The organism is Diaphorobacter aerolatus (assembly GCF_014489535.1).
Classification (GTDB): Bacteria; Pseudomonadota; Gammaproteobacteria; order Burkholderiales; family Burkholderiaceae_C; genus Diaphorobacter_A; species Diaphorobacter_A aerolatus.
Genome location: NZ_CP060783.1, coordinates 4,031,575 through 4,051,641, shown reverse-complemented (window position 1 = coordinate 4,051,641; position 20,067 = coordinate 4,031,575). Strand labels below are relative to the sequence as shown.

Below are 20,067 nucleotides of genomic sequence, written 5' to 3'. Positions count from 1 at the left end.
GCTTAAAGGATCGGCGCAGGAAACGGGCGCGCAACTTGCTATCCTGCGTCATCAGGAGGCCTTCTTAATGCACAAATTTGACGAAATGTACGAATCGCTTCCTATCACTGCTGGCGCCGAGCGCGCGCACTACCTGCGCTATGCGCAATGGTTGGCAAGGCAGCCCGACAGCGTCATGCAGGCGCGTCGCACGGAAGCGGAATTGATCTTCCGCCGTGTGGGCATCACCTTTGCCGTATATGGCGAAAAAGACGAGGAAGGAGCAGGCACCGAGCGCCTGATTCCGTTTGATCTGATTCCCCGCGTCATTCCCGCGAACGAGTGGCAGCGCATGCGACAGGGGCTGGAGCAGCGCGTCACGGCGCTCAACCGTTTCATCCACGATGTCTACCACGGGCAGGACATCATTCGCGCAGGCATCGTGCCCGACGAACTGATCAACAAGAACACCCAGTTTCGCCCCGAGATGGTGCAGGTCGAGGTACCCAACAACGTCTACGCCAACATCGCGGGCATCGACATCGTGCGCGCGCCCGACTCGAGCGGCAACGGCGTCTACTACGTGCTCGAAGACAACCTGCGCGTGCCCTCGGGCGTGTCGTACATGCTCGAGAACCGCAAGATGATGATGCGGCTCTTTCCCGAGCTTTTCTCGATGCACAAGGTCGCGCCGGTCGCGCACTATCCCGACATGCTGCTCGACACGCTGCGCGCCAGCGCGCCATCGACAAGCGCCGAGCCCACCGTCGTGGTGCTCACACCCGGCATGTACAACAGCGCCTATTTCGAGCATGCGTTTCTCGCGCAGCAGATGGGCGTGGAACTTGTCGAAGGCCAGGATCTGGTCGTCAAGGACAAGTTCGTCTACATGCGCACGACGCGCGGGCTGCAGCAGGTCGACGTGATCTATCGACGCGTCGACGACGACTATCTCGACCCCAAGGTGTTCCATTCGTCCTCGACGCTGGGCTGCGCCGGGCTCATGGATGCCTACCGCGCAGGCAATGTCGCCATCTGCAATGCCGTCGGCACCGGCATCGCCGACGACAAGTCGGTCTACCCCTACGTGCCCGAGATGATCCGCTTCTATCTCGGCGAGGAGCCGATCCTCGCCAACGTACCGACGTGGCTGTGCCGCAAACCGGATGAACTCAAATACGTCCTCGACCATCTGCATGAACTGGTGGTCAAGGAGGTGCACGGCGCAGGCGGCTACGGCATGCTGATCGGACCGGCGGCAAGCAAGGCGGAGATCGAGGAATTCCGCGCCGCGCTGCTCGCCAATCCGGCGGGCTACATCGCGCAGCCCACGCTGTCGCTTTCGAGCTGCCCGACCTATGTGGAATCGGGCATCGCGCCACGCCACATCGATCTTCGTCCGTTCGTGCTCTCCGGCAAGAAAGTACAGATGGCGGCGGGTGGCCTCACGCGCGTCGCCCTGAAGGAAGGCTCGCTCGTCGTCAACTCCTCTCAGGGCGGCGGCACCAAGGACACCTGGGTTCTGAATCAGGAGGATTCGCCTGCGGGCGCGGGCGCATCGGAAACACGTTCGCAAACGCAGTCCCAGAGCCAGACGCAGCGCGGGTCACAAGGACAGTCGCAGTCGCAGTCGCAATCCCACAACCCATCCGCCGGAGCCTGACACCATGCTGAGCCGAACCGCAGACCATCTGTACTGGATGTCGCGCTACACCGAACGTGCAGAGAGCACCGCGCGCATGCTGAACGTGAACTACGAAACCTCGCTGCTGCCGCAGTCAGAGGACAAGGCGCAGGAAGGCTGGCGCGGCCTCTTGTCCATCAGCGAGCTGATCCCGGCCTACACCGCCCGCTACGGAGCGATCACGCAGGAAAAGGTGCTGACCTTCATGGTGCATGACGAGAACAACACCTCGTCGATCTACTCCTGCCTGCGCGGAGCGCGCGAAAACGCCCGGGCGGTGCGCGGCGCGCTGACCACCGAGGTCTGGGAAACGCAGAACCACACCTGGCTCACGCTCAACAAGCACATGCGCGAGGGCACCTTCGAGCGCGACCCCGGGCAGTTCTTCGAATGGGTGAAATACCGCTCGCATCTCTCGCGCGGCGTGACGCTCGGCACCATGCTGCATGACGAGGCCTACCGCTTCATTCGCCTTGGCACATCGCTCGAACGCGCGGACAACACCGCCCGCCTGCTCGACGTGAAGTTCCATGCGGTGGACGCCGACTTTCACGGCACCGTGCGCGACCCCAAGCGCGCCACGCCCGAGTTCGACTTCTATCACTGGAGTGGCATCCTGCGCAGCGTCTCGGCGTTCGAGATCTACCGCAAGGTCTATCGCGACGTGATCACGCCCGAGCGTGTGGCCGAACTCCTGATGCTGCGCGCCGACATGCCGCGCTCGCTGCACTCGAATATGAAGCAGCTCGTGGACAACCTCGCCGCCGTTGCCAACGAGCACTCGGGCGACACGCAGCGCAGGGCCGGACGCCTGCTCGCCGATCTGCGATACGGTCGCATCGAGGAAATTCTCGCGACCGGACTGCACGCCTATCTCACGCAGTTTCTAGACCGCGTGAACGAACTCGGGTCACGCATCAGTCGGGATTTTCTGGTGCCCGTGCCTCGTTGAGAGGCAAGCGCCAACACAGAAAAATTTCCGTTGCCACGCATTGCGGGGAAATCATGCGATGCCTGACTCCATGAATTGGGTTTTCCATGGAGGTCATGCAGCGACAGTGATGCGCGGCGCGCACTCGCGCCGCGCAGGCCGCACCACGATTTCCACATGCTGATCCAGGGACACCAGCGCTTGCATCAGGCGTTCGAGTGAAATGTTCTGGAGCTTGTAGCGACGAACCTGCGACACCTTGGGCTGGGTCATGCCGGTGATGTGAGCCGCTTCGGTCTGGGTCAGGTCGCGCTGGTCGATCAACTCGTTAAGTTTGAGCGCGAGCGCCGCCTTGGCCGACAGTTCTTCCGCATCGTCGAAACCGAGATCCAGCAGCACGTTTTCGGTGCCTTGACGGTTATTTTTGCGACTCATCATTTTCTCCTGTTCGCCGCGTAGCGGGCAAGCACTGCCTTTAGCCGCCTCTCAATCAACGCCACATCCGGCTGTGGCGTGGCGATGCCGGACTTGGACTTCTTCTGAAACGCATGCAGCACATGCACGGCGTCTCCGAGCTTCACTGTGTAGACCACACGGAAAGTGTCGCTCCGGTGATCATCCACCAGTTCGTACACCCCGGAACCAAGCCCCTTCCAGAGTTTGGCTGAATTGGGCATGCCGCCCAATTGGACGACGAACAATGACACGCCCATGTCCTTCTGCACGGCGATGGGAAACTCCTTGAAGTCCTTCTTCGATGAGCCTTCCCAGTACAGCAGCTTGCGTTCCGCTGCCATGATTATATCCGTTCGAGTATAAATAACAAACACCTGAATGCCGCCGCACCAACGGGGCGGCGAGGCAATACATGGAAGCTCGCGGGCGGGGCATATCGCCGCTTCCTCCATGCGGCGCCCACCTGGAATCGCCAGCCGCCGATTGGCCACCAGTTCGCCTGCATCCCGCACATGTTTATCCTCGATATGAACGTAGTGCATAAACACCATCACGGTCTTGTGATCAGGTCATCGTGAAACAAAAAAAAGTGCGTGACCAGCAACTGGTTCACGCACTTTTCGTCAGCGAAGAAGGCTGCTATTCGACGCGCATCACGTCCGCAATCTTGAAACCGAAATCTCCGGCCTTGCCCTTGCGGCCACGGGCTGCACGGGCGTTGTTGAGCGAGCGGATTTCCAGCGTCTCCTCGCGCTCCTTGCCGCCCCGTCCGATGCCGGTAAAGCGCACGCTGCGGGTGTAGGCCGCCGCGCCCGCGAGGCTGTCCTTGTCGTCCAGATCGATGAGCATCAGGCCACGACCGCCTTTTTCCATCATCTTGAGTTCGGCGATTTCGAACGTGAGAATGCGTCCGGTCACCGAGGTGCAGCACACGTGCGTGGCCGCAACCAGCGGCGTGCTGCCGCTGTTGAACGCGGCATGCGAGGGTCGGCACAGCGTTTCCTTGTCTGCCAGCGAGACGAAGGATTTGCCGCCGCGATTGCGCGCCGTCATGTGCTCGACCGTGGTGATGAAGCCATATCCGCCCGAGCCCGCAATCAGCAGCGCCGCATGGTTCGGTCCGGCAAAGTAGTGCACGGGCTGCGTGCCGCTTTCGAGATCGATGAGCGTGGTGATCGGCTGTCCGTCGCCGCGCGCGCCGGGCAGTTGCGCCACTGCCACCGAGTACACACGGCCATTGGAGCCAAACACGATCAGCGTATCGACGGTGCGGCATTCAAACGTGCCATAGAGCGCGTCGCCGGACTTGAAGCCGAAGCTGCCCGCCTCGTGTCCATGCCCGGTGCGCCCGCGCACCCAGCCTTTTTCGGAGATGACGACCGTGACCGGTTCGTCCACCACCTTCACTTCGGCCACGGCCTTCTTCTCTGCCTGAATCAGCGTGCGGCGTTCGTCGGCAAACTGCTTGGCGTCGGCCTCGATCTCCTTGATCATCAGGCGGCGCAGCGCATTCGGGTTGCCCAGAATTTCCTCGAGCCTGCCTTTCTCTTCACGCAGGTCCTTGAGGTCCTGCTCGATCTTGATGGCCTCCAGGCGCGCGAGTTGGCGCAGCCGGATTTCGAGAATGTCCTCGGCTTGGCGGTCGCTCAGATTGAAGCGCGCGATCAATGCGGCCTTGGGGTCTTCGGCCGCGCGGATGATGGCGATCACCTCGTCGATGTTCAGCAGCACGAGCTGCCGTCCTTCGAGGATGTGGATGCGGTCAAGCACCTTGTCCAGGCGGTGCTGCGAGCGGCGCGCAATCGTCGTCTGGCGGAAGCTGATCCATTCCTCCAGCATCTGGCGCAGCGACTTCTGCACCGGCCTGCCATCCAGGCCGATCAGGGTCAAATTGATCGGCGACGAGGATTCGAGGCTGGTATGCGCGAGCAGCGTGGTGATGAGTTCCTGCTGCGGCACCTTGCCGGTTTTGGGCTCGATGACGATGCGCACCGGCGCGTCTTTGCTGGACTCGTCGCGCACGCCGTCCAGCAGCGCGAGCATGCTGGCCTTGAGCTGGTTCTGGTCCTGCGTGAGCGCCTTCTTGCCGGTCTTCACCTTCGGATTGGTGAGTTCCTCGATTTCCTCGAGCACCTTCTGCGTGCTGACGCCCGGCGGCAGTTCGTTGACGATGAGCTGCCACTGTCCGCGCGCGAGTTCCTCGATCTTCCAGCGCGCGCGCACCTTGAGGCTGCCGCGTCCGGTGCGGTAGGCGTCCTGAATGTCTGCGGCGCTGCTGATGATCTGGCCGCCGCCCGGGTAGTCGGGCCCGGGAATCAGTGCGTACAGTTCCTCGTCGCTGAGCCTGGCCGACTTCAGGAGCGCGACACAGGCGTCCGCCACTTCGCGCAGATTGTGGCTCGGCACTTCCGTCGCCATGCCCACGGCAATACCGCTCGCGCCATTGAGCAGCGAGAAAGGAAGCCGCGCGGGCAACTGTCGTGGCTCTTCGAACGAGCCGTCGTAGTTGGGCATGAAATCGACCGTGCCCATGTCGATTTCATCGAGCAGCAGCGTGGTGATCCTGGCAAGGCGCGCTTCCGTATAACGCATGGCCGCGGCACCGTCGCCGTCGCGGCTGCCGAAATTGCCCTGACCATCGATCAGCGGGTAGCGCTGGCTGAAATCCTGCGACAGCCGCACCAGCGCGTCATAGGCCGACTGGTCGCCGTGCGGGTGGTATTTGCCGAGCACATCACCGACCACGCGCGCGCTCTTGACCGGCTTGGCGGGCACGTTGCGCGTCGGGCCGCTGAAGCCGAGGCCCATGCGATCCATCGAAAAGAGAATGCGGCGCTGCACGGGCTTCAGGCCGTCGCTCACATCGGGCAGCGCGCGGCCCTTCACGACGGAGAGGGCGTATTCCAGATACGCCTGCTGCGCGTACTGCGCCAGATTCAGGCTCTCGCCACCATCGGGCGGCTCGGTAGAAAATTCAAGAGTGGATTGATCGCTCATTCGTTCGCAGACAAGTCTTGCAAGGGCGCGCGCGCGGCAGTGCGAACCATTGCGTTCGAACCGGCAGCGCCAAGAGGTGATGAGAAAGTGGTGGGGGAAGAAGAAGACGAAGGAGATGGGGCTATCCCACCCTCGGCAGCGCCCGCAGGAATCTCCATGCGGATGCGCCCGGCAACGCCTTGCTGCGCCTTGAATTCACGGTGCGAGCGCAGCGGCTCCGGCGGCTTGAGCATGGCGTAGAGCCCCAGCACGCTCTTTACATAGTTCTGGGTTTCGCGGTATGCGGGAATCTTGTTGCCAGCCCGCTGCACCGCGCCCTCGCCCGCGTTGTAGGCGGCCAGCGCCAGATCCTTGCGGCCATCGAACATCTTGAGCAGATAACGCAGATAGCTGGCACCGGCATTCATGTTGGTGAGCGGATCCTCAAGCTTCTGCGTCACGCTGCGCTTTTTGTCGCCAGCCACGCCGAAGCGGCTCGCCGTGGCCGGCATCAGTTGCATCAGACCGACCGCGCCACGCGGCGAAACGGCCAGTGAATCAAAGCCGGACTCTGTCGCTATCACGGCCTTGAGCAACTCGTATTCGATGCCCGAGGTCTGAGATACGCCGCGAATGTGCGTGCGAACGCGCTTGTAGCCCGGGGAAATGTCGATGAAGGCGAGCTTGCGCGCGCCAGCCCCCTCAGAGCCGACGCGCGCAATGACCTCGTCGCTTGCCGCGCCGCTGCTTGTTTCGGTGGACGCGTCCCGCGTCGAATCGAACTGGTCGCCGCGAAAGAACAACGTGTAGTTGGCGTCGATCTGCTCGGCCGCGAAATGCGTGACGCCGCGCGAATCGACATAGGCCCACAGATCGGCACGCGCCGACTGCATGGCCGCAAGGCACAGCAACGCCGCCATGATCGGCGCGCGCCAGTGGGAAGCGGCGGCCTTGTTCTGCCTGAAAGGACTTTGCGGTGCGAAGAACATGATCTAGATGTCCACCTCGACATCGTCGCCGTGCACTTCCATGAGTTCGCGCCGCGCCGCAGCCTCGCCCTTGCCCATGAGCTTGGTCATCAGGTCTTCGGTGGAACCGAAATCGTAGGCTCCGCCGACACGCACCGGAAGCAGACGCCGGGTATCGGGGTTGAGCGTGGTTTCCCAAAGCTGTTCGGCGTTCATCTCACCGAGCCCCTTGAAGCGGCTGATCTGGCACTTCTCGCGCGGCACGCCGTCCTTGGCGCATTTATCGAGAATGCTCTCGAGCTCCGCCGTATCGAGCGCATAGACCTTGGCCGCAGGCTTCTTGCCGCGCGCCGGAATATCCACACGGAACAGCGGCGGACGCGCCACGCAGACATGCCCCGCATCGACGAGCTTCGGGAAATGGCGAAAGAACAGCGTGAGCAGCAGCACCTGAATGTGCGAGCCGTCCACGTCGGCGTCCGAGAGAATGCAGATCTTGCCGTAGCGCAAACCGCTCAGGTCGGGCGTGTCGTTCGGGCCATGCGGATCGACGCCGATGGCCACGGAGATGTCGTGCACCTCGGTATTGGCAAACAACCGGTCGCGCTCGACCTCCCAGGTGTTCAGCACCTTGCCGCGCAGCGGCAAAATGGCTTGGTTTTCCTTGTCACGTCCCATCTTGGCGCTGCCGCCTGCGGAGTCGCCCTCGACCAGAAACACTTCGTTGTGGGTGAGGTCGCGGCTCTCGCAATCGGTGAGCTTGCCGGGCAGCACGGCAACGCCAGAGCCCTTTCTCTTCTCGACGCGCTGACCGGCACGTTGGCGGGTCTGAGCGGCCTTGATCGCAAGCTCGGCGAGCTTTCGGCCCATGGCCACATGTTCGTTGAGCCAGAGTTCGAGCGAGGGGCGCACGAAGCTCGAAACCAGACGCACGGCATCGCGCGAGTTCAGGCGCTCCTTGATCTGGCCCTGAAACTGCGGATCGAGCACCTTGGCCGACAGCACGTAGCTGGCGCGCGCAAACACGTCCTCGGGCATGAGCTTCACACCCTTGGGCAACAGCGAATGGAATTCGATGAAGCTCTTGACCGCCTGAAACAGCCCGTCGCGCAAGCCGCTTTCGTGCGTGCCACCAGCGGTGGTCGGAATCAGGTTCACATAGCTCTCGCGCACCGGGTGGCCTTCTTCGGTGAAGGCGAGGCACCAGGCAGCGCCCTCGCCCTCGGAGAAGCTCTCGTTGTGGCGGTCGGCGTAGCCTTCGCCCTCGATCAGCGGAATCACCGGATCGGCGCTGAGCGTCTGCGCGAGATAGTCGCGCAGGCCGCCCTTGTATTGCCAGGTCTGCGTGTCGCGGGTCTTTTCGTTGACGAGCGTGACGGTGACGCCGGGCATCAGCACCGCCTTGCTGCGCAGCAGATGCGTGAGTTCGTTCATCGGCAGCGCTGCCGACTCGAAATACGATGCGTCGGGCCAGACCTGCACCGTCGTGCCCTGCTTGCGTTCACCGGCCTGCAACGCGCGCGCAACCAGCGGCTCGATCACGTCGCCGCCCGAGAACACCAGCCGCGCCACCTTGCCTTCGCGGTGCGTGGTGACCTCAAGCCGCCTGGACAGCGCGTTCGTCACCGAAACGCCGACGCCGTGCAGGCCGCCCGAGAAGCTGTACGCGCCGCCACTGCCCTTGTCGAACTTGCCGCCCGCGTGCAGCCGCGTGAACACCAGTTCGACGACCGGCGCACCTTCCTCCGGGTGCATGCCAAAGGGAATGCCGCGACCGTCGTCTTCCACGCTCACCGAGCCGTCGGCGTGCAGCGTGACCTTGATTTTCTTGCCGAAACCGGCGAGCGCCTCGTCGGCGGCGTTGTCCAGCACTTCCTGAAGAATGTGCAATGGGTTGTCCGTGCGGGTGTACATGCCCGGACGTTGCTTGACCGGCTCCAGTCCCTTGAGGACGCGAATCGAGCCTTCAGAGTATTCACTAGCCGAATTGGATGATGGTTTGGTTGCCATGGCGGCGCATTGTAATACTGGATAAAAAAACAGGCGAAAGGGCGATCATGCGCCAACGCGGCAAATCCACACCGAGCAAGCCGTGCGGGATTTAGCTACATTCCATCAATGCAAAACGAAATAAAAAAATTGTCAATGACACAGGTGCTGGCCTGTGGCGCAGCCATCGTCACGCTGTCGATGGGGATTCGCCATGGTTTCGGCATGTGGCTGCAGCCCGTGACGCAGGAGATGGGCTGGACACGGGAGACGTTCGCATTCGCCCTGGCCATCCAGAATCTCGCCTGGGGCGTGTTCGGCATTGTAGGAGGCATTGCCGCCGACCGCTTCGGCGCGTTCAAGGTGCTGATCTGCGGCTCGATTCTCTATGGCCTCGGTCTCGCGGGAATGGCCCTGTCGCCGACCCCGGGATGGTTTGTGCTCACCACGGGCGTGCTCATCGGCGCGGCGCAGGCAGGCACGACCTATGCGGTGATCTACGGCATTCTGGGTCGCCAGATTGCGCCCGAGAAGCGTTCCTGGGCGATGGGCGTCGCCGCGGCGGCGGGATCGTTCGGGCAGTTCCTGATGGTGCCTATCGAGGGCCAGTTGATTTTGCAACTGGGATGGCAGTCGGCGCTGCTGGTGCTGGCGGTTGCGGTGCTGCTGATCGTGCCGCTCGCCTTTGGTCTGCGCGAGCCCGGTTTTCACGGATCGACCAAGATCCAGCGCACGCAAAGCGCGGCCGCAGCGTTCAGGGAGGCGGTTCGCTACCCGAGCTTTCTGCTGCTCACCGCCGGCTATTTCGTCTGCGGTTTCCAGGTGGTGTTCATCGGCGTGCACATGCCGAGCTATCTGAAGGACCACGGCCTGTCCCCGCAAGTGGCAAGCTACGCGCTCGCGTTGATCGGCCTGTTCAACGTGTTCGGCACGTATATCGCCGGCACGCTGGGCAGCGTCTTGCCAAGCGGCACATCCTGGCGTTCATCTATTTCGCGCGCGCCGTCGTGATCACGATCTTCCTGCTGGTGCCGCTCTCGCCGATGTCGGTCTATATCTTCTCGGCAGTGATGGGCGCGCTGTGGCTCTCGACCGTGCCGCCGACCAACGCCATCGTCGCGCAGATCTTCGGTGTGCAGCACATGTCCATGCTCAGCGGCTTCGTGTTCTTCAGCCACCAGATCGGCAGTTTCCTCGGCGTCTGGCTGGGCGGCTACCTCTATGACCGCACCGGCAGTTACGACGTGGTCTGGTATCTGGCAATTGCCCTTGGCGTGTTCGCGGGATTGGTGAATCTGCCAGTGCGCGAAAATGCGATTACACGCGGCGCGCCCCAACCCGCGTGAACGGGAAAGAAACAGCCATCATGGAGATCACCAACCAGCGCCGCACAGCGAAGTCTCCGGCCAGCCGCGTCGGCGTGAAGGTCTTGCTGGGCGTTGCCGCCGCCGCCGTGCTGCTCGGCGTGTTCGCGCTCTACGCCGATCCGCAATTCGTGATCACGATGGCCGACCAACTGTGGGCCTGCTTTTGATGCGGTCATGCATTGCGTTGCCTGAGCGTTGAGGAATAATCGCGCTCTTTCCCGCAATCGCGCTGCCGCAAGGGCAGGCTCTTTCCCTGATGCAAAACCCCGCCGCCAGCGACACCGCACCTCACGCCCCGCTCCATCGAGCGTCGGAATGGATTCAGCGCTGGTCGCATCTCGTGCCAGCGTCGGCCCGCGTGCTCGACGTGGCCTGCGGTTCGGGACGGCACATGCAGTGGTTTGCCGAGCGCGGCAATGCCGTGACCGGCATCGACCGGTCTGCCGAGGCGCTGGCATCTGCCGCGCGGTTCGGCGAGGTGGTCGAAGCGGACATCGAGGCCGACTCCTGGCCGCTCGATGGCCGCGAATTCGATGCGGTGGTGGTCACCAACTACCTCTGGCGACCGATTTTCCCGGCCATTCTTGGCAGCCTGGCACCCGGTGGGGTGCTGATGCATGAAACTTTTGCCATCGGCAACGAGTCTGTAGGAAGACCGGCGCGTGCGGAATTCCTGCTCCAGGCGGGTGAACTGCTCAAGCTTTGCAAAGGTTTACGCGTTCTGGCTTACGAAGACGGATTTCTCGACGAGCCTGACCGATTCGTTCAACGCATCGTCGCCCGACGCGAGCCTTCAACGGCAACAGAGTTATTCCGAGCCCGCCTTGGCGGCCCGGTCTAGTTAGAATGCTTCTTTCCCCGTTTTACGATACGGACATGAATTCTCCCAGCGCTCCACTCACCGGCAGCATCGTCGCTCTGGTCACCCCCATGCTCGAAGACGGCAGCGTGGACTACCCCACGCTGCGCAAACTGATCGACTGGCACATCGCCGAAGGTACGGCCTGCCTGGGCGTGGTCGGCACCACCGGCGAGTCGCCCACCGTGGATGTCGAGGAACACTGCGAGATCATCCGCGTGGCCGTCGAGCAGGCCGCTGGCCGCGTTCCGGTGATGGCGGGCTGCGGTGCGAATTCCACGCGGGAGGCCATCGAACTCGCGAGGTTCGCCAAGAGCGTGGGCGCAGACAGCCAGCTTCAGGTCGTGCCCTACTACAACAAGCCCGGGCAGGAAGGCCAGTACCAGCATTTCAGGACGATTGCCGAAACCGTCGGCGATCTGCCCATGTATTTGTACAACGTGCCCGGTCGTTCGGTTGCCGACATGCACCACGAGACCGTGCTGCGCCTGGCGCAGGTGCCGGGCATCATCGGCATCAAGGAAGCCACCGGCAACATCGAACGCGCGCAATGGCTGATCCGCGACGTGCCCAAGGGTTTTGCCGTGTATTCCGGCGATGATCCGAGCGCGGTGGCGCTGATGCTCTGCGGTGGTCAGGGCAACATCAGCGTGACGGCCAACGTGGCCCCGCGCCTGATGGCCGATCTGTGCAAGGCCGCGTTGGCCGGAGATGCGCGCAAGGCGATGGAAATCCAGTTCAAGCTGATGCCGGTGCACAAGAATCTGTTTGTCGAAGCCAACCCGATCCCCGTGAAGTGGGCCATGCAGCGCATGGGCCTTTGCGGCGGAACCCTGCGTCTGCCCATGACGACGATGAGCCAAGGCAACGAAGCTGTCGTCGAAGCTGCGTTACGCTCGGCGGGTTTGCTGCATTGAAGAGCTTCCGATCCATCCCGCTCGGTTCAGCTCAGCTTGCCAACGGCACTTCCAATTCAATGAGGAATTTCGCGTGAACGCTACGACTCGACTCGGCCTGCTCGGCCTGGCACTGACCTTGTCAGCCTGCTCCGTTCTGGAGAGCGACAAGATTGACTACAAGAGCGCCCGCAAGGGCCCGACGCTGGAAGTGCCGCCCGATCTGACCCAGCTCTCGGCCGACACACGCTACACCGTTCCCGGTGGTGCGGCGTCCGCCGTGGCCTTCGAGGCAGGTCAGAAGGCCAAACCCAGCGGCCCCAACACGGCGCCCTCCACCATCGGCGATGTACGCATCGAGCGCGACGGCAACCAGCGCTGGCTGGTGGTGAATCGCTCCGCCGAAACGCTCTGGGACCCGGTGCGCGATTTCTGGCTGGAAAGCGGTTTCGTGTTCACCACGGACAATTCCGAACTCGGCATCCTGGAAACCGACTGGGCCGAAAACCGCGCCAAGATTCCACAGGACATCATCCGCTCGAGCATCGGCAAGCTCTTCGACGGCCTGTATTCGACCGGCGAGCGTGACAGGTTCCGCACCCGCATCGAACGCAATCCCTCGGGCGGCAGCAACATCTTCGTCAGCCATCGCGGCATGGTCGAGGTCTACAGCACCACGCAGAAGGACGCCACGATGTGGCAGCCCCGCCCGGTCGATCCCGAACTGGAAGCCGAATTCCTGCGCCGCATGATGGTCAAGCTCGGCGTGAGCGAGGAGCAGTCCAAGGCTGCCGCCGCGAGCGCCCAGGCCACACCTCTGGCCGCCACGGCCAAGGTCGCCAGCGTCAATGGCGTTCCCGCGATCCAGATGGACGAAGGTTTCGACCGCGCCTGGCGTCGTGTGGGCCTGTCGCTTGACCGCACCGGCTTCACCGTCGAAGACCGCAACCGCGCCGAAGGCGTGTACTACGTGCGTTACGTGGCACCCGATGCGAACAAGAAGGAGCAAGGCTTCTTCAGCAAGCTGTTCAAGGGCGCGCCGGACGCCGTGCCGCCGCTCAAGTACCGCGTCACCGTCCGCAGCCAGGGCGAACGCAGCATCGTCTCCGTGCTGAATGCAAACGGCGCTCCGGAAAACTCGACCAACGCGGAACGCATCCTGCGCGTGCTGGCCGACGACATGAAGTAATTTTGTTTGCTGCGCTTTAAAAGCCTGGGCAGTGGCAGCTCAGGCAATTCCACCATCATCGAAGGGCGTTGCGGACATGCGGTCAGTCGTCTGCTGATGGACTGCGGATTGGGAATCCGCGTCACGGCAGAGCGTCTGGGCGCTGCCGGACTTGCCTACCAACAGCTCAGCGCCATCTTCATCACGCACGAGCATTCCGACCACGTCGGCTGCGTCAGCGCGCTCGCGCTGCGACATCGCATTCCGGTGTGGATGAGCGAAGGAACGTATCGCGCCATCGGTTCACCCGATCTTCACGGCCTGCTGCGTTTCGCCGATCACAACGTACCCATCGACCTCGGGGCATTCCAGGCCCTGCCTTTTTCGGTTCCTCACGACGCCGCCCAGCCGCTGCATCTGCGGTGCACGGACGGCAGTCACCATATTGCGCTGCTCACGGACCTCGGTCACCCGAGTGCAGAAGTCATCCCCTATCTACGGGATTGCGCGGCGCTGCTCATCGAGGCCAATCACGATACGGAAATGCTCAGAAATGGCCGCTATCCCGCGTTCCTGAAACGACGCATCGGCAGTGATCACGGCCATCTGGCCAATGCGCAGACCGCTGAACTGCTTCGCGCCGTCAGCCACGACGGCTTGACGCGCATAGTGGCCGCGCACCTGAGCGCGGAAAACAACCGCCCGGACATCGCGCAGCAAACGCTATCGGCGGCCATTGGCCGCAATCACTCCGATATTGAGGTCGCCCTGCAACGAACGGGCTCGGACTGGGTCGAGATCGCCGGATAAATAACCCATTTCCGGATTCAATATCCACAAGGTATTCCGGCGTATAAATCCAGGCGCTGACAAGCGCACATCCCCATATGCCACACCCAATGACAAAAGCCCCAGGCTTTCGGCATGGGGCTTGAGGCTTCAAACTCATTCAGGCCAATATCACGGGCCCGAACGAATGTGAATGCGAATTACTTGGTAGCAGATGCTGCGGCAGCGGCTGCGGCGTCAGCGGCAGACTTGGCAGCGTCAGCAGCGCTGTTGGCTGCGGTGTTGGCAGCATCAGCAGCGGTAGAAGCGGCCGACGAAGCGGCACCAACGGCAGCGCTAGCAGCACCGGTAGCGGCGGTTGCAGCCGCATTGGCAGCGTTTGCGGCTGCGCTGGCAGCGTCGGCAGCAGCATCGGCTGCGGGCGAAGGTGCAGGAACAGGAACCACAACGGTGGAAGGTGCCGGAGCTTCTTCCTTCTTGCCGCAAGCGGACAGGGCAACAGCAGCAAACAAAGCGGCCAGAACGACGGAATTCTTCATTTCAGTTTCCTATTTGGACAGACAATTCAAATTAAAAAGCCATTACGTCCATCTTTTGGCAAGCGGTACGCTAGGCCGACCAGAGCACTCCATCCAAGGTTTGCACTCCGGAGTATTGAAATACAGCCGCGTATTATAAGATTAATTTTAGTCAATAGCTGGTTTCACCAAGCTGAACGGTCAGCCTTGGCGCGGCTGTGACTTTTCTGTCACAACCCCAAAATGGTCGAGGGGAATCCAGGGCGGGTGCGCGTGTTAATCCATTCGCCCAGTTTTTCGCGCCATTCCGTGCAGAACTGGGCCTCGGCGCTGGCAACCCCACGGCTACGCTCGGTGTCCACGCGCTGCAAGGTCCAGCGTGCGGACCACAGCACGCTAGGAACGTCGGCCGCATTGCGAGCGTTGATCTGGCGGCAATCCAGCAGATGCTCCCAGCGCGTGCGCCACTGGACGAATCGCGGAAAACACACACGCAGTTGCTCGAAATTCGCCGACATCAACACGCAACGCCGCGCCCCACCAACGCGCGAACCGGCGGCCCATTGATTGAGTATTTCCAATATCTCGCGATCTCCTAGCGGCCAATCACGAAAGTCGCCATCACAGAGGATGAGTTCGCGCCAACCTTCATCGGCGGCGGCGCGCAGCGCTTCGCGCAACCAGTCCTCGAACTGCACACGCCCGTCGAAGCGACCGACGGGTGCCTTGGAAGGGGCGGCGGCGGGGTTGGCTGGCTCGGTCATGGTGGTGTCAAGGATATCGGATATCGCAGGCCGCGTCAGATGACCGACGCCTCGCGCAGCCAGCCGTCGTCGAACCACGACTCGAGCAGCGAAATGGCGGCCTCGCTTGCCCCCGCCAGCTGCCGCACCGTCAGTCCCCGCTGATCGGCGAGCCTGCGCATCAGCGTCGCGTCCTTGCCGGACGCGCGATAACTCTCGCCATTGATGTAGACGTGGGCCGCGTCATACATCATGCGCGTGCGCCGGTCGAGTTCAATGCCGGTCTGCTGCAGATCCACCTCCTCGGCGGGCGGATCGAACCAGACATTGCCCTTTGGCTCGGTCAGCGTCTCGCCCAGCGCCCGTTCGACAATGCCGGACTGCGCGAGTGCGCGCATCACGCCGTCGCGCGCGAATTCCTGCAACTGCTCGGGAACCAGCCCCGGCGCCTGCACCGCGACCTGTTTGGGATCGCGGTAGATCGGCGAATCTTCCGATTCGCCCAGCGCATCCGCAATGCGCAGCAAGGCTTCGCGCGCAAGCTCGTCACGCTGCGGCGAGCGAAAGCCGATGGAATACGTCATGCACTCGCCCTCGGCCACTCCGTCATGCGCCCAGCGCGGCGGCAGATACAGCATGTCGCCGGGCTCGAGCAGGTATTCTTCTTCGGGCTCGAAGTTGGCGAGAATCTTCACCGGCATGCCCTCGACCAGCGACGGATCACGCTGACGGCCAATGCGCCAGCGACGCCTGCCGTGCGCCTGAAGCAGGAACACGTCATAGCTGTCGAAATGCGGGCCGACGCCGCCGCCATCGCTTGCCCAACTGATCATCAGGTCGTCGAGCCGCGCCTCGGGTACGAACCGGAATTCGTCGAGCAACGCGCGCGCGGCGGCATGGTGCAGATCCACGCCCTGCACCAGAAGCGTCCACTCGCGGGTCTTGATTGCAGGAAGATGGTTGTTGGCGAACGGACCGTGACCGAGCGTCCAGCCGCTTTTCTTTTGCTGGATCAGGCGCGACTCGACGCCCTCCTGCGCGGCCAGCTCGAACAGTTCGGCGCGTTGTATGGGCGCCTTGAAGCCGGGGATGGCCTGGCGCACCAGCAAGGGCTTCTTGTGCCAGTAACGGCGCATGAACTCGTCGGGCGTCAGCCCGCCGAGCATCGTTGAATTTTTCTGAACATCCATGGCGTGAAAGAGGCCGCGTTGGCGACCGTCGAATGAACTGCGACAATTCTCCTATGGAAATCACTCAACAATGTGTTGTCGCACTCACATGGGTACTCAAGGACACGCTCGGCGATGAGCTGGACGTGCTGGATGAGCCGGTCGAGTTTCTCGTTGGCGGAGAAGATCTGCTCAAGCGCATCGATGAAGCGCTGCAGGGTCACAAGGTCGGCGACGAAATCTCATTACACCTCGAACCCGAAGAGGCTTTTGGCGACTATCAAGATAAATTGATCTTTTTGGAGCCCCGTCAAGCTTTCCCGGAAACGCTTGAGGAAGGCATGAGCTTTGACGGACACGCGCTGCCCGAAGGCCTGTCGCCCGACATGCCCAAGGACGCGCTCTACACCGTCGCGCAAATCTATCCCGACCATGTGGTGCTTGACGGCAATCACCCGCTCGCTGGAATTGCACTGCGCCTCAAGATCAAGATCGAAGCCATTCGCGAAGCGACGGAAGAGGAAATCGGCAGAGGAACGGCAGGAACCGGCTTCTTTCGCATTCAACCCTTGGCGCCGGGTGGCGATACGGTGCACTGACTCAGACGACTCCCATAAAACGAAACGTCCGGAGTGCATCAAAGCGCTCCGGACTTTATTGTTTGCAACGTCTCTGATCGATCAATAGCGCGAAATCTGCCCATTCACCATCTGGACCCGGTCGCCGGGTCGCAGGTCGCCCGGATCGGGCACGTCGTAGACGCGCTGGCCACCGCCGCGATCCAGTTGGATGAAGATGCGGTAGCCGCCGCCCACTTCTCCGCCGGGAGCCGTGCGGCCCTCGATCGCGTTGCCGGCCGCCGCACCGCCGAGCGCGCCTGCTGCCGTCATGGCCGCACGACCCATGCCGCCACCGATCTGGTTGCCCAGCACACCGCCAACGACCGCGCCGATGATGGCACCCACGCCCGAGGTGCTGCCGCGCTGGTAACTGCGCGGAATGCCTTCGATGGTGGTGACCACGCCGTATTCCATCACGCCCTGCGCGGGCTGCTCATAGCCGCTGTAGCCGGGCCGGGGCTGCTGGGGATAGGGCTGCTGCTGAGGCGGGGGTTGTTCGTAGCCGTACCCGGGCCCGTATGGGCTCTGATAGACACACGCCGAAAGCAGACTGGCGGTAGTGGCAACTGCCACCCAGGTGCCGAATCGCGAAAATTTGCTGCGCATTGGTTCAATCCTTTCCATGGGGCTCCATGCGGCACAGGATAGCGCCGCGTGGAACCGGTTTTTGTAGGTGGCGATTGACTTTACCGCGCGGATACATCGCATTGGGCCCGTGCAGGACGGCGGCGCAGACACCATTCAGTGTTTGCCGGTCGATCCGTAGCCACCTTCGCCGCGCTCGGTGGCGGCATTGAATTCGGACACCACGTTGAACTGCGCCTGCATCACGGGCACGATGACCAATTGCGCGAGACGCTCCATGGGCTGCATGGTGAATGCCACGTCACTGCGATTCCATGCGCTGACCATGAGCTGGCCCTGGTAGTCACTGTCGATGAGGCCCACCAGGTTGCCGAGCACGATGCCATGCTTGTGACCAAGGCCCGAGCGCGGCAGGATCAGCGCCGCATAGGCCGGGTCCTTCAGGTGGATGGCAATGCCGGTCGGCACGAGCTGCCAGGCATTCGGCGCGAGCGTGAGCGGCTCGTCAAGGCAGGCCCGCAGATCCAGCCCCGCGCTGCCGGGCGTCGCATACGCGGGCAGTTGATCCGTCATGCGCGGATCGAGAATTTTCACATCTATCTTCACTTGAAACTACTTTCGTTGGGGCGGCCGAGGGCGCCCGGGCCCTCCGAGCCCGCCAAAATGCTTGAGCACGCGATGCAGTGCAAAACCCAGCAGCGCGAGTGTAACGAGCGGCGGAATCGCCATGAGCCAGCCGAAGAAAAATGCGCCTATCGCCACCAACACCGCCACATAGATCCAGAACGGTGGAATCGGTAGGCGCCGCCCACCCGGCATGGGCGGCGAGCCGCTCCTGCCCCAGGTTTCCTGCGTGTCGCCCAAGGATTTCAACTCTGCCTTGTGCGCGGGAGGCTGGGGTTTTCTTGTCGGCGGCCTGGCGTGCCGATGGGCGTTTGCACTACAACGACAGGCGCTGGAGGCACGGGGGCCATCCGCTGACCGCCGGCCAACGTTCTGGCCTGGCGTTCGACCAACTCTTCCACATAGCGCGCGAAATCTCCGTCGCGAGGCGTGTCCGCCGGACTGGTCGATCCCGAACCAAAAAGGTCGCGCATGGAAAATAGCTCCTGCAGTTGAATCTCAGCCCTTGACCGGCACGCGCCGCGCAATCTCGGCGATCAGCTCGTCGGCCAGTATCTGCTTTGACGCGCGCGCCAGCTCGCGGTGACCCTCGGCATCGACGAGTACCAGTGCGTTGTCATCCTGTCCAAAGGTGGCCGGACCGATATTGCCCACCAGCAACGGCACGCCCTTGCGCTTGCGTTTGGCGCTCGCGTGTTCGAGCAGATTCTCGCTTTCGGCGGCAAAGCCCACACAAAACAGTTCACCGGCTTCGGCGCGCGGCGAATGGGCGATGCTCGCCAGAATGTCCGGGTTCTCGACGAACGAGAGCGCGGGCACGGCTCCCGATCCGTCCTTCTTGATCTTTTGCTCGCTTGCATGCGCCACACGCCAGTCGGCCACCGCCGCCGTGGCGATGAAAATCGATGCTTCCGAGGAAAACGCCGTCGCCACGTCGAACATCTGCTGGGCCGACTGGACATCGACGCGCTGCACACCGCGCGGCGTGGGCAGATGCACCGGCCCGGCGATCAGCGTGACCTGCGCGCCGGCATCGCGGGCGGCACGCGCAATCGCAAAGCCCATCTTGCCGCTCGACAGATTGGTGATGCCGCGCACCGGATCGATGGCCTCGAACGTCGGGCCAGCGGTCACGAGCACCCGATGGCCGATCAGCTTTCTGGGCGAGAGTTGTGCCGTGAGGTCTTCGAAAATTTGCTCGGGCTCCAGCATGCGTCCGTCGCCCGTTTCGCCGCAGGCCTGTTCGCCGTTGCCCACGCCCAGAATCACGGCGCCATCACTGACCACCTGCGCCATGTTGCGCTGGGTCGCGGGATGCAGCCACATCTCCCGATTCATGGCCGGCGCGAGCAGCAGCGGCACTGTCTCCATCGGGCGGGCCAGACACAACAGGCTCAGCAATTCGTCCGAGCGCCCCTGCGCCAGCCGCGCGATGAAATTCGCGCTGCACGGAGCAATCAGGATCGCGTCGGCCTCGCGGCTCAGGTTGATGTGCGGCATGTTGTTGGGCTCGCGCGCATCCCACTGCGACAGATACACGCTGCGCCCGCTGAGCGCCTGCATGGTGACCGGCGTGATGAACCGCGCGGCGTCGTCCGTCATCACCACCTGCACCGTGGCGCCAGCCTTGATGAGCAGGCGGCACAACTCGGCCGATTTGTAACAGGCCACGCCACCGCTGAGGCCAAGGACGATGTGTTTTCCAGCAAGCTGTGTCATGGGCGGAATTTAGCAGAGGAAGTCGAG

20 protein-coding genes and 1 pseudogene are annotated in these 20,067 nt (G+C 62.7%); 9 read left to right on the top strand and 12 right to left on the bottom strand.

Annotation, left to right across the window (positions count from 1 at the left end):
• Positions 1-67 precede the first annotated feature (67 nt).
• Both H9K75_RS18895 and H9K75_RS18890 read left to right on the top strand, forming a co-directional pair.
• On the top strand, positions 68-1,642 hold the full coding sequence (locus tag H9K75_RS18895) for a circularly permuted type 2 ATP-grasp protein (RefSeq protein ID WP_187723783.1): 1,575 nt from the start codon (positions 68-70) through the stop codon (positions 1,640-1,642).
• Between the two features lie 4 nt (positions 1,643-1,646).
• Entirely contained in the window at positions 1,647-2,615 is a 969-nt protein-coding gene (locus tag H9K75_RS18890) for an alpha-E domain-containing protein (RefSeq protein ID WP_187723782.1), read from the top strand.
• Between the two features lie 93 nt (positions 2,616-2,708).
• Here the strand turns inward: H9K75_RS18890 and H9K75_RS18885 are convergent, their stop codons facing one another.
• The 5 genes from H9K75_RS18885 to H9K75_RS18865 form a co-directional block, all read right to left on the bottom strand.
• A complete protein-coding gene (locus H9K75_RS18885; RefSeq protein ID WP_449757720.1) occupies positions 2,709-3,032 on the bottom strand; it encodes a helix-turn-helix domain-containing protein in 324 nt (107 codons plus the stop codon).
• The gene (locus tag H9K75_RS18880; protein ID WP_187726110.1) at positions 3,029-3,391 is read right to left on the bottom strand and encodes a type II toxin-antitoxin system RelE/ParE family toxin; all 363 of its coding nucleotides are present in this window, start codon (positions 3,389-3,391) and stop codon (positions 3,029-3,031) included. Before H9K75_RS18880 ends, H9K75_RS18885 begins: the two co-directional genes overlap by 4 nt.
• 298 nt (positions 3,392-3,689) lie before the next feature.
• On the bottom strand, positions 3,690-6,047 hold the full coding sequence (gene parC, locus H9K75_RS18875) for a DNA topoisomerase IV subunit A (protein WP_187723780.1): 2,358 nt from the start codon (positions 6,045-6,047) through the stop codon (positions 3,690-3,692).
• A complete protein-coding gene (locus tag H9K75_RS18870) occupies positions 6,044-7,015 on the bottom strand; it encodes a lytic transglycosylase domain-containing protein (RefSeq protein ID WP_404826362.1) in 972 nt (323 codons plus the stop codon). Before H9K75_RS18870 ends, parC begins: the two co-directional genes overlap by 4 nt.
• A 3-nt stretch (positions 7,016-7,018) precedes the next feature.
• Positions 7,019-9,004, bottom strand: a complete 1,986-nt coding sequence (locus tag H9K75_RS18865) for a DNA topoisomerase IV subunit B (RefSeq protein ID WP_187723779.1) — start codon at positions 9,002-9,004, stop codon at positions 7,019-7,021.
• A gap of 108 nt (positions 9,005-9,112) precedes the next feature.
• Between H9K75_RS18865 and H9K75_RS18860 the strand changes: the two are divergent.
• The 6 genes and pseudogenes from H9K75_RS18860 to H9K75_RS18835 all read left to right on the top strand — a co-directional run bounded on the left by H9K75_RS18860 (position 9,113) and on the right by H9K75_RS18835 (position 14,083).
• Positions 9,113-10,329, top strand: a pseudogene (locus tag H9K75_RS18860) (MFS transporter).
• Positions 10,330-10,349: 20 nt separating this feature from the next.
• Positions 10,350-10,517, top strand: coding sequence for a hypothetical protein (locus H9K75_RS18855; protein ID WP_187726180.1), 168 nt, complete (start codon positions 10,350-10,352; stop codon positions 10,515-10,517).
• A gap of 89 nt (positions 10,518-10,606) precedes the next feature.
• The gene (locus H9K75_RS18850; RefSeq protein WP_187723778.1) at positions 10,607-11,191 is read left to right on the top strand and encodes a class I SAM-dependent methyltransferase; all 585 of its coding nucleotides are present in this window, start codon (positions 10,607-10,609) and stop codon (positions 11,189-11,191) included.
• Positions 11,192-11,226: 35 nt separating this feature from the next.
• Positions 11,227-12,126 (top strand): 4-hydroxy-tetrahydrodipicolinate synthase, encoded by a 900-nt coding sequence (gene dapA, locus H9K75_RS18845; RefSeq protein ID WP_187723777.1) that lies wholly within the window; start codon positions 11,227-11,229, stop codon positions 12,124-12,126.
• A gap of 73 nt (positions 12,127-12,199) precedes the next feature.
• A complete protein-coding gene (bamC, locus tag H9K75_RS18840; protein ID WP_187723776.1) occupies positions 12,200-13,294 on the top strand; it encodes an outer membrane protein assembly factor BamC in 1,095 nt (364 codons plus the stop codon).
• Between the two features lie 6 nt (positions 13,295-13,300).
• On the top strand, positions 13,301-14,083 hold the full coding sequence (locus H9K75_RS18835) for an MBL fold metallo-hydrolase (RefSeq protein WP_187723775.1): 783 nt from the start codon (positions 13,301-13,303) through the stop codon (positions 14,081-14,083).
• Between the two features lie 179 nt (positions 14,084-14,262).
• Here H9K75_RS18835 and H9K75_RS18830 read toward each other — a convergent pair whose 3' ends face one another.
• The 3 genes from H9K75_RS18830 to H9K75_RS18820 form a co-directional block, all read right to left on the bottom strand.
• Positions 14,263-14,601, bottom strand: a complete 339-nt coding sequence (locus H9K75_RS18830) for a hypothetical protein (protein WP_187723774.1) — start codon at positions 14,599-14,601, stop codon at positions 14,263-14,265.
• Positions 14,602-14,810: 209 nt separating this feature from the next.
• Positions 14,811-15,344 carry a hypothetical protein gene (locus tag H9K75_RS18825; RefSeq protein WP_187723773.1) on the bottom strand — a complete coding sequence of 178 codons (534 nt, stop codon included), beginning with the start codon at positions 15,342-15,344 and terminating at the stop codon, positions 14,811-14,813.
• Positions 15,345-15,379: 35 nt separating this feature from the next.
• A complete protein-coding gene (locus tag H9K75_RS18820; protein WP_187723772.1) occupies positions 15,380-16,513 on the bottom strand; it encodes a JmjC domain-containing protein in 1,134 nt (377 codons plus the stop codon).
• Positions 16,514-16,566: 53 nt separating this feature from the next.
• Here H9K75_RS18820 and H9K75_RS18815 point away from each other — a divergent pair, with 53 nt between their 5' ends.
• A complete protein-coding gene (locus H9K75_RS18815) occupies positions 16,567-17,091 on the top strand; it encodes an FKBP-type peptidyl-prolyl cis-trans isomerase (RefSeq protein ID WP_187723771.1) in 525 nt (174 codons plus the stop codon).
• An 81-nt stretch (positions 17,092-17,172) separates the two neighbouring features.
• Here H9K75_RS18815 and H9K75_RS25255 read toward each other — a convergent pair whose 3' ends face one another.
• The 4 genes from H9K75_RS25255 to coaBC form a co-directional block, all read right to left on the bottom strand.
• Positions 17,173-17,718, bottom strand: coding sequence for a glycine zipper 2TM domain-containing protein (locus H9K75_RS25255; protein WP_319016842.1), 546 nt, complete (start codon positions 17,716-17,718; stop codon positions 17,173-17,175).
• A 135-nt stretch (positions 17,719-17,853) separates the two neighbouring features.
• Positions 17,854-18,303, bottom strand: a complete 450-nt coding sequence (dut, locus tag H9K75_RS18805) for a dUTP diphosphatase (protein ID WP_187723770.1) — start codon at positions 18,301-18,303, stop codon at positions 17,854-17,856.
• A 6-nt stretch (positions 18,304-18,309) separates the two neighbouring features.
• Positions 18,310-18,561 (bottom strand): hypothetical protein, encoded by a 252-nt coding sequence (locus H9K75_RS18800; protein ID WP_226858311.1) that lies wholly within the window; start codon positions 18,559-18,561, stop codon positions 18,310-18,312.
• A 258-nt stretch (positions 18,562-18,819) separates the two neighbouring features.
• Positions 18,820-20,040: a bifunctional phosphopantothenoylcysteine decarboxylase/phosphopantothenate--cysteine ligase CoaBC gene (gene coaBC, locus H9K75_RS18795; RefSeq protein WP_187723768.1), complete on the bottom strand. Its 1,221-nt coding sequence runs from the start codon at positions 20,038-20,040 to the stop codon at positions 18,820-18,822.
• Between the last annotated feature and the right edge of the window lie 27 nt (positions 20,041-20,067).

Excerpts from the sequence above, each read along its gene's own strand:
- H9K75_RS18815 (WP_187723771.1), top strand. The coding sequence starts at position 16,567 with ATGGAAATCACTCAACAATGTGTTGTCGCACTCACATGGGTACTCAAG.
- H9K75_RS18850 (WP_187723778.1), top strand. The coding sequence starts at position 10,607 with ATGCAAAACCCCGCCGCCAGCGACACCGCACCTCACGCCCCGCTCCAT.
- dapA (WP_187723777.1), top strand. The coding sequence starts at position 11,227 with ATGAATTCTCCCAGCGCTCCACTCACCGGCAGCATCGTCGCTCTGGTC.
- coaBC (WP_187723768.1), bottom strand. The coding sequence starts at position 20,040 with ATGACACAGCTTGCTGGAAAACACATCGTCCTTGGCCTCAGCGGTGGC.
- H9K75_RS18885 (WP_449757720.1), bottom strand. The coding sequence starts at position 3,032 with ATGATGAGTCGCAAAAATAACCGTCAAGGCACCGAAAACGTGCTGCTG.
- H9K75_RS18880 (WP_187726110.1), bottom strand. The coding sequence starts at position 3,391 with ATGGCAGCGGAACGCAAGCTGCTGTACTGGGAAGGCTCATCGAAGAAG.
- H9K75_RS18830 (WP_187723774.1), bottom strand. The coding sequence starts at position 14,601 with ATGAAGAATTCCGTCGTTCTGGCCGCTTTGTTTGCTGCTGTTGCCCTG.
- H9K75_RS18890 (WP_187723782.1), top strand. The coding sequence starts at position 1,647 with ATGCTGAGCCGAACCGCAGACCATCTGTACTGGATGTCGCGCTACACC.
- H9K75_RS18895 (WP_187723783.1), top strand. The coding sequence starts at position 68 with ATGCACAAATTTGACGAAATGTACGAATCGCTTCCTATCACTGCTGGC.
- H9K75_RS18870 (WP_404826362.1), bottom strand. The coding sequence starts at position 7,015 with ATGTTCTTCGCACCGCAAAGTCCTTTCAGGCAGAACAAGGCCGCCGCT.
- H9K75_RS18825 (WP_187723773.1), bottom strand. The coding sequence starts at position 15,344 with ATGACCGAGCCAGCCAACCCCGCCGCCGCCCCTTCCAAGGCACCCGTC.
- H9K75_RS18820 (WP_187723772.1), bottom strand. The coding sequence starts at position 16,513 with ATGGATGTTCAGAAAAATTCAACGATGCTCGGCGGGCTGACGCCCGAC.
- H9K75_RS25255 (WP_319016842.1), bottom strand. The coding sequence starts at position 17,718 with ATGCGCAGCAAATTTTCGCGATTCGGCACCTGGGTGGCAGTTGCCACT.
- H9K75_RS18855 (WP_187726180.1), top strand. The coding sequence starts at position 10,350 with ATGGAGATCACCAACCAGCGCCGCACAGCGAAGTCTCCGGCCAGCCGC.
- H9K75_RS18865 (WP_187723779.1), bottom strand. The coding sequence starts at position 9,004 with ATGGCAACCAAACCATCATCCAATTCGGCTAGTGAATACTCTGAAGGC.
- parC (WP_187723780.1), bottom strand. The coding sequence starts at position 6,047 with ATGAGCGATCAATCCACTCTTGAATTTTCTACCGAGCCGCCCGATGGT.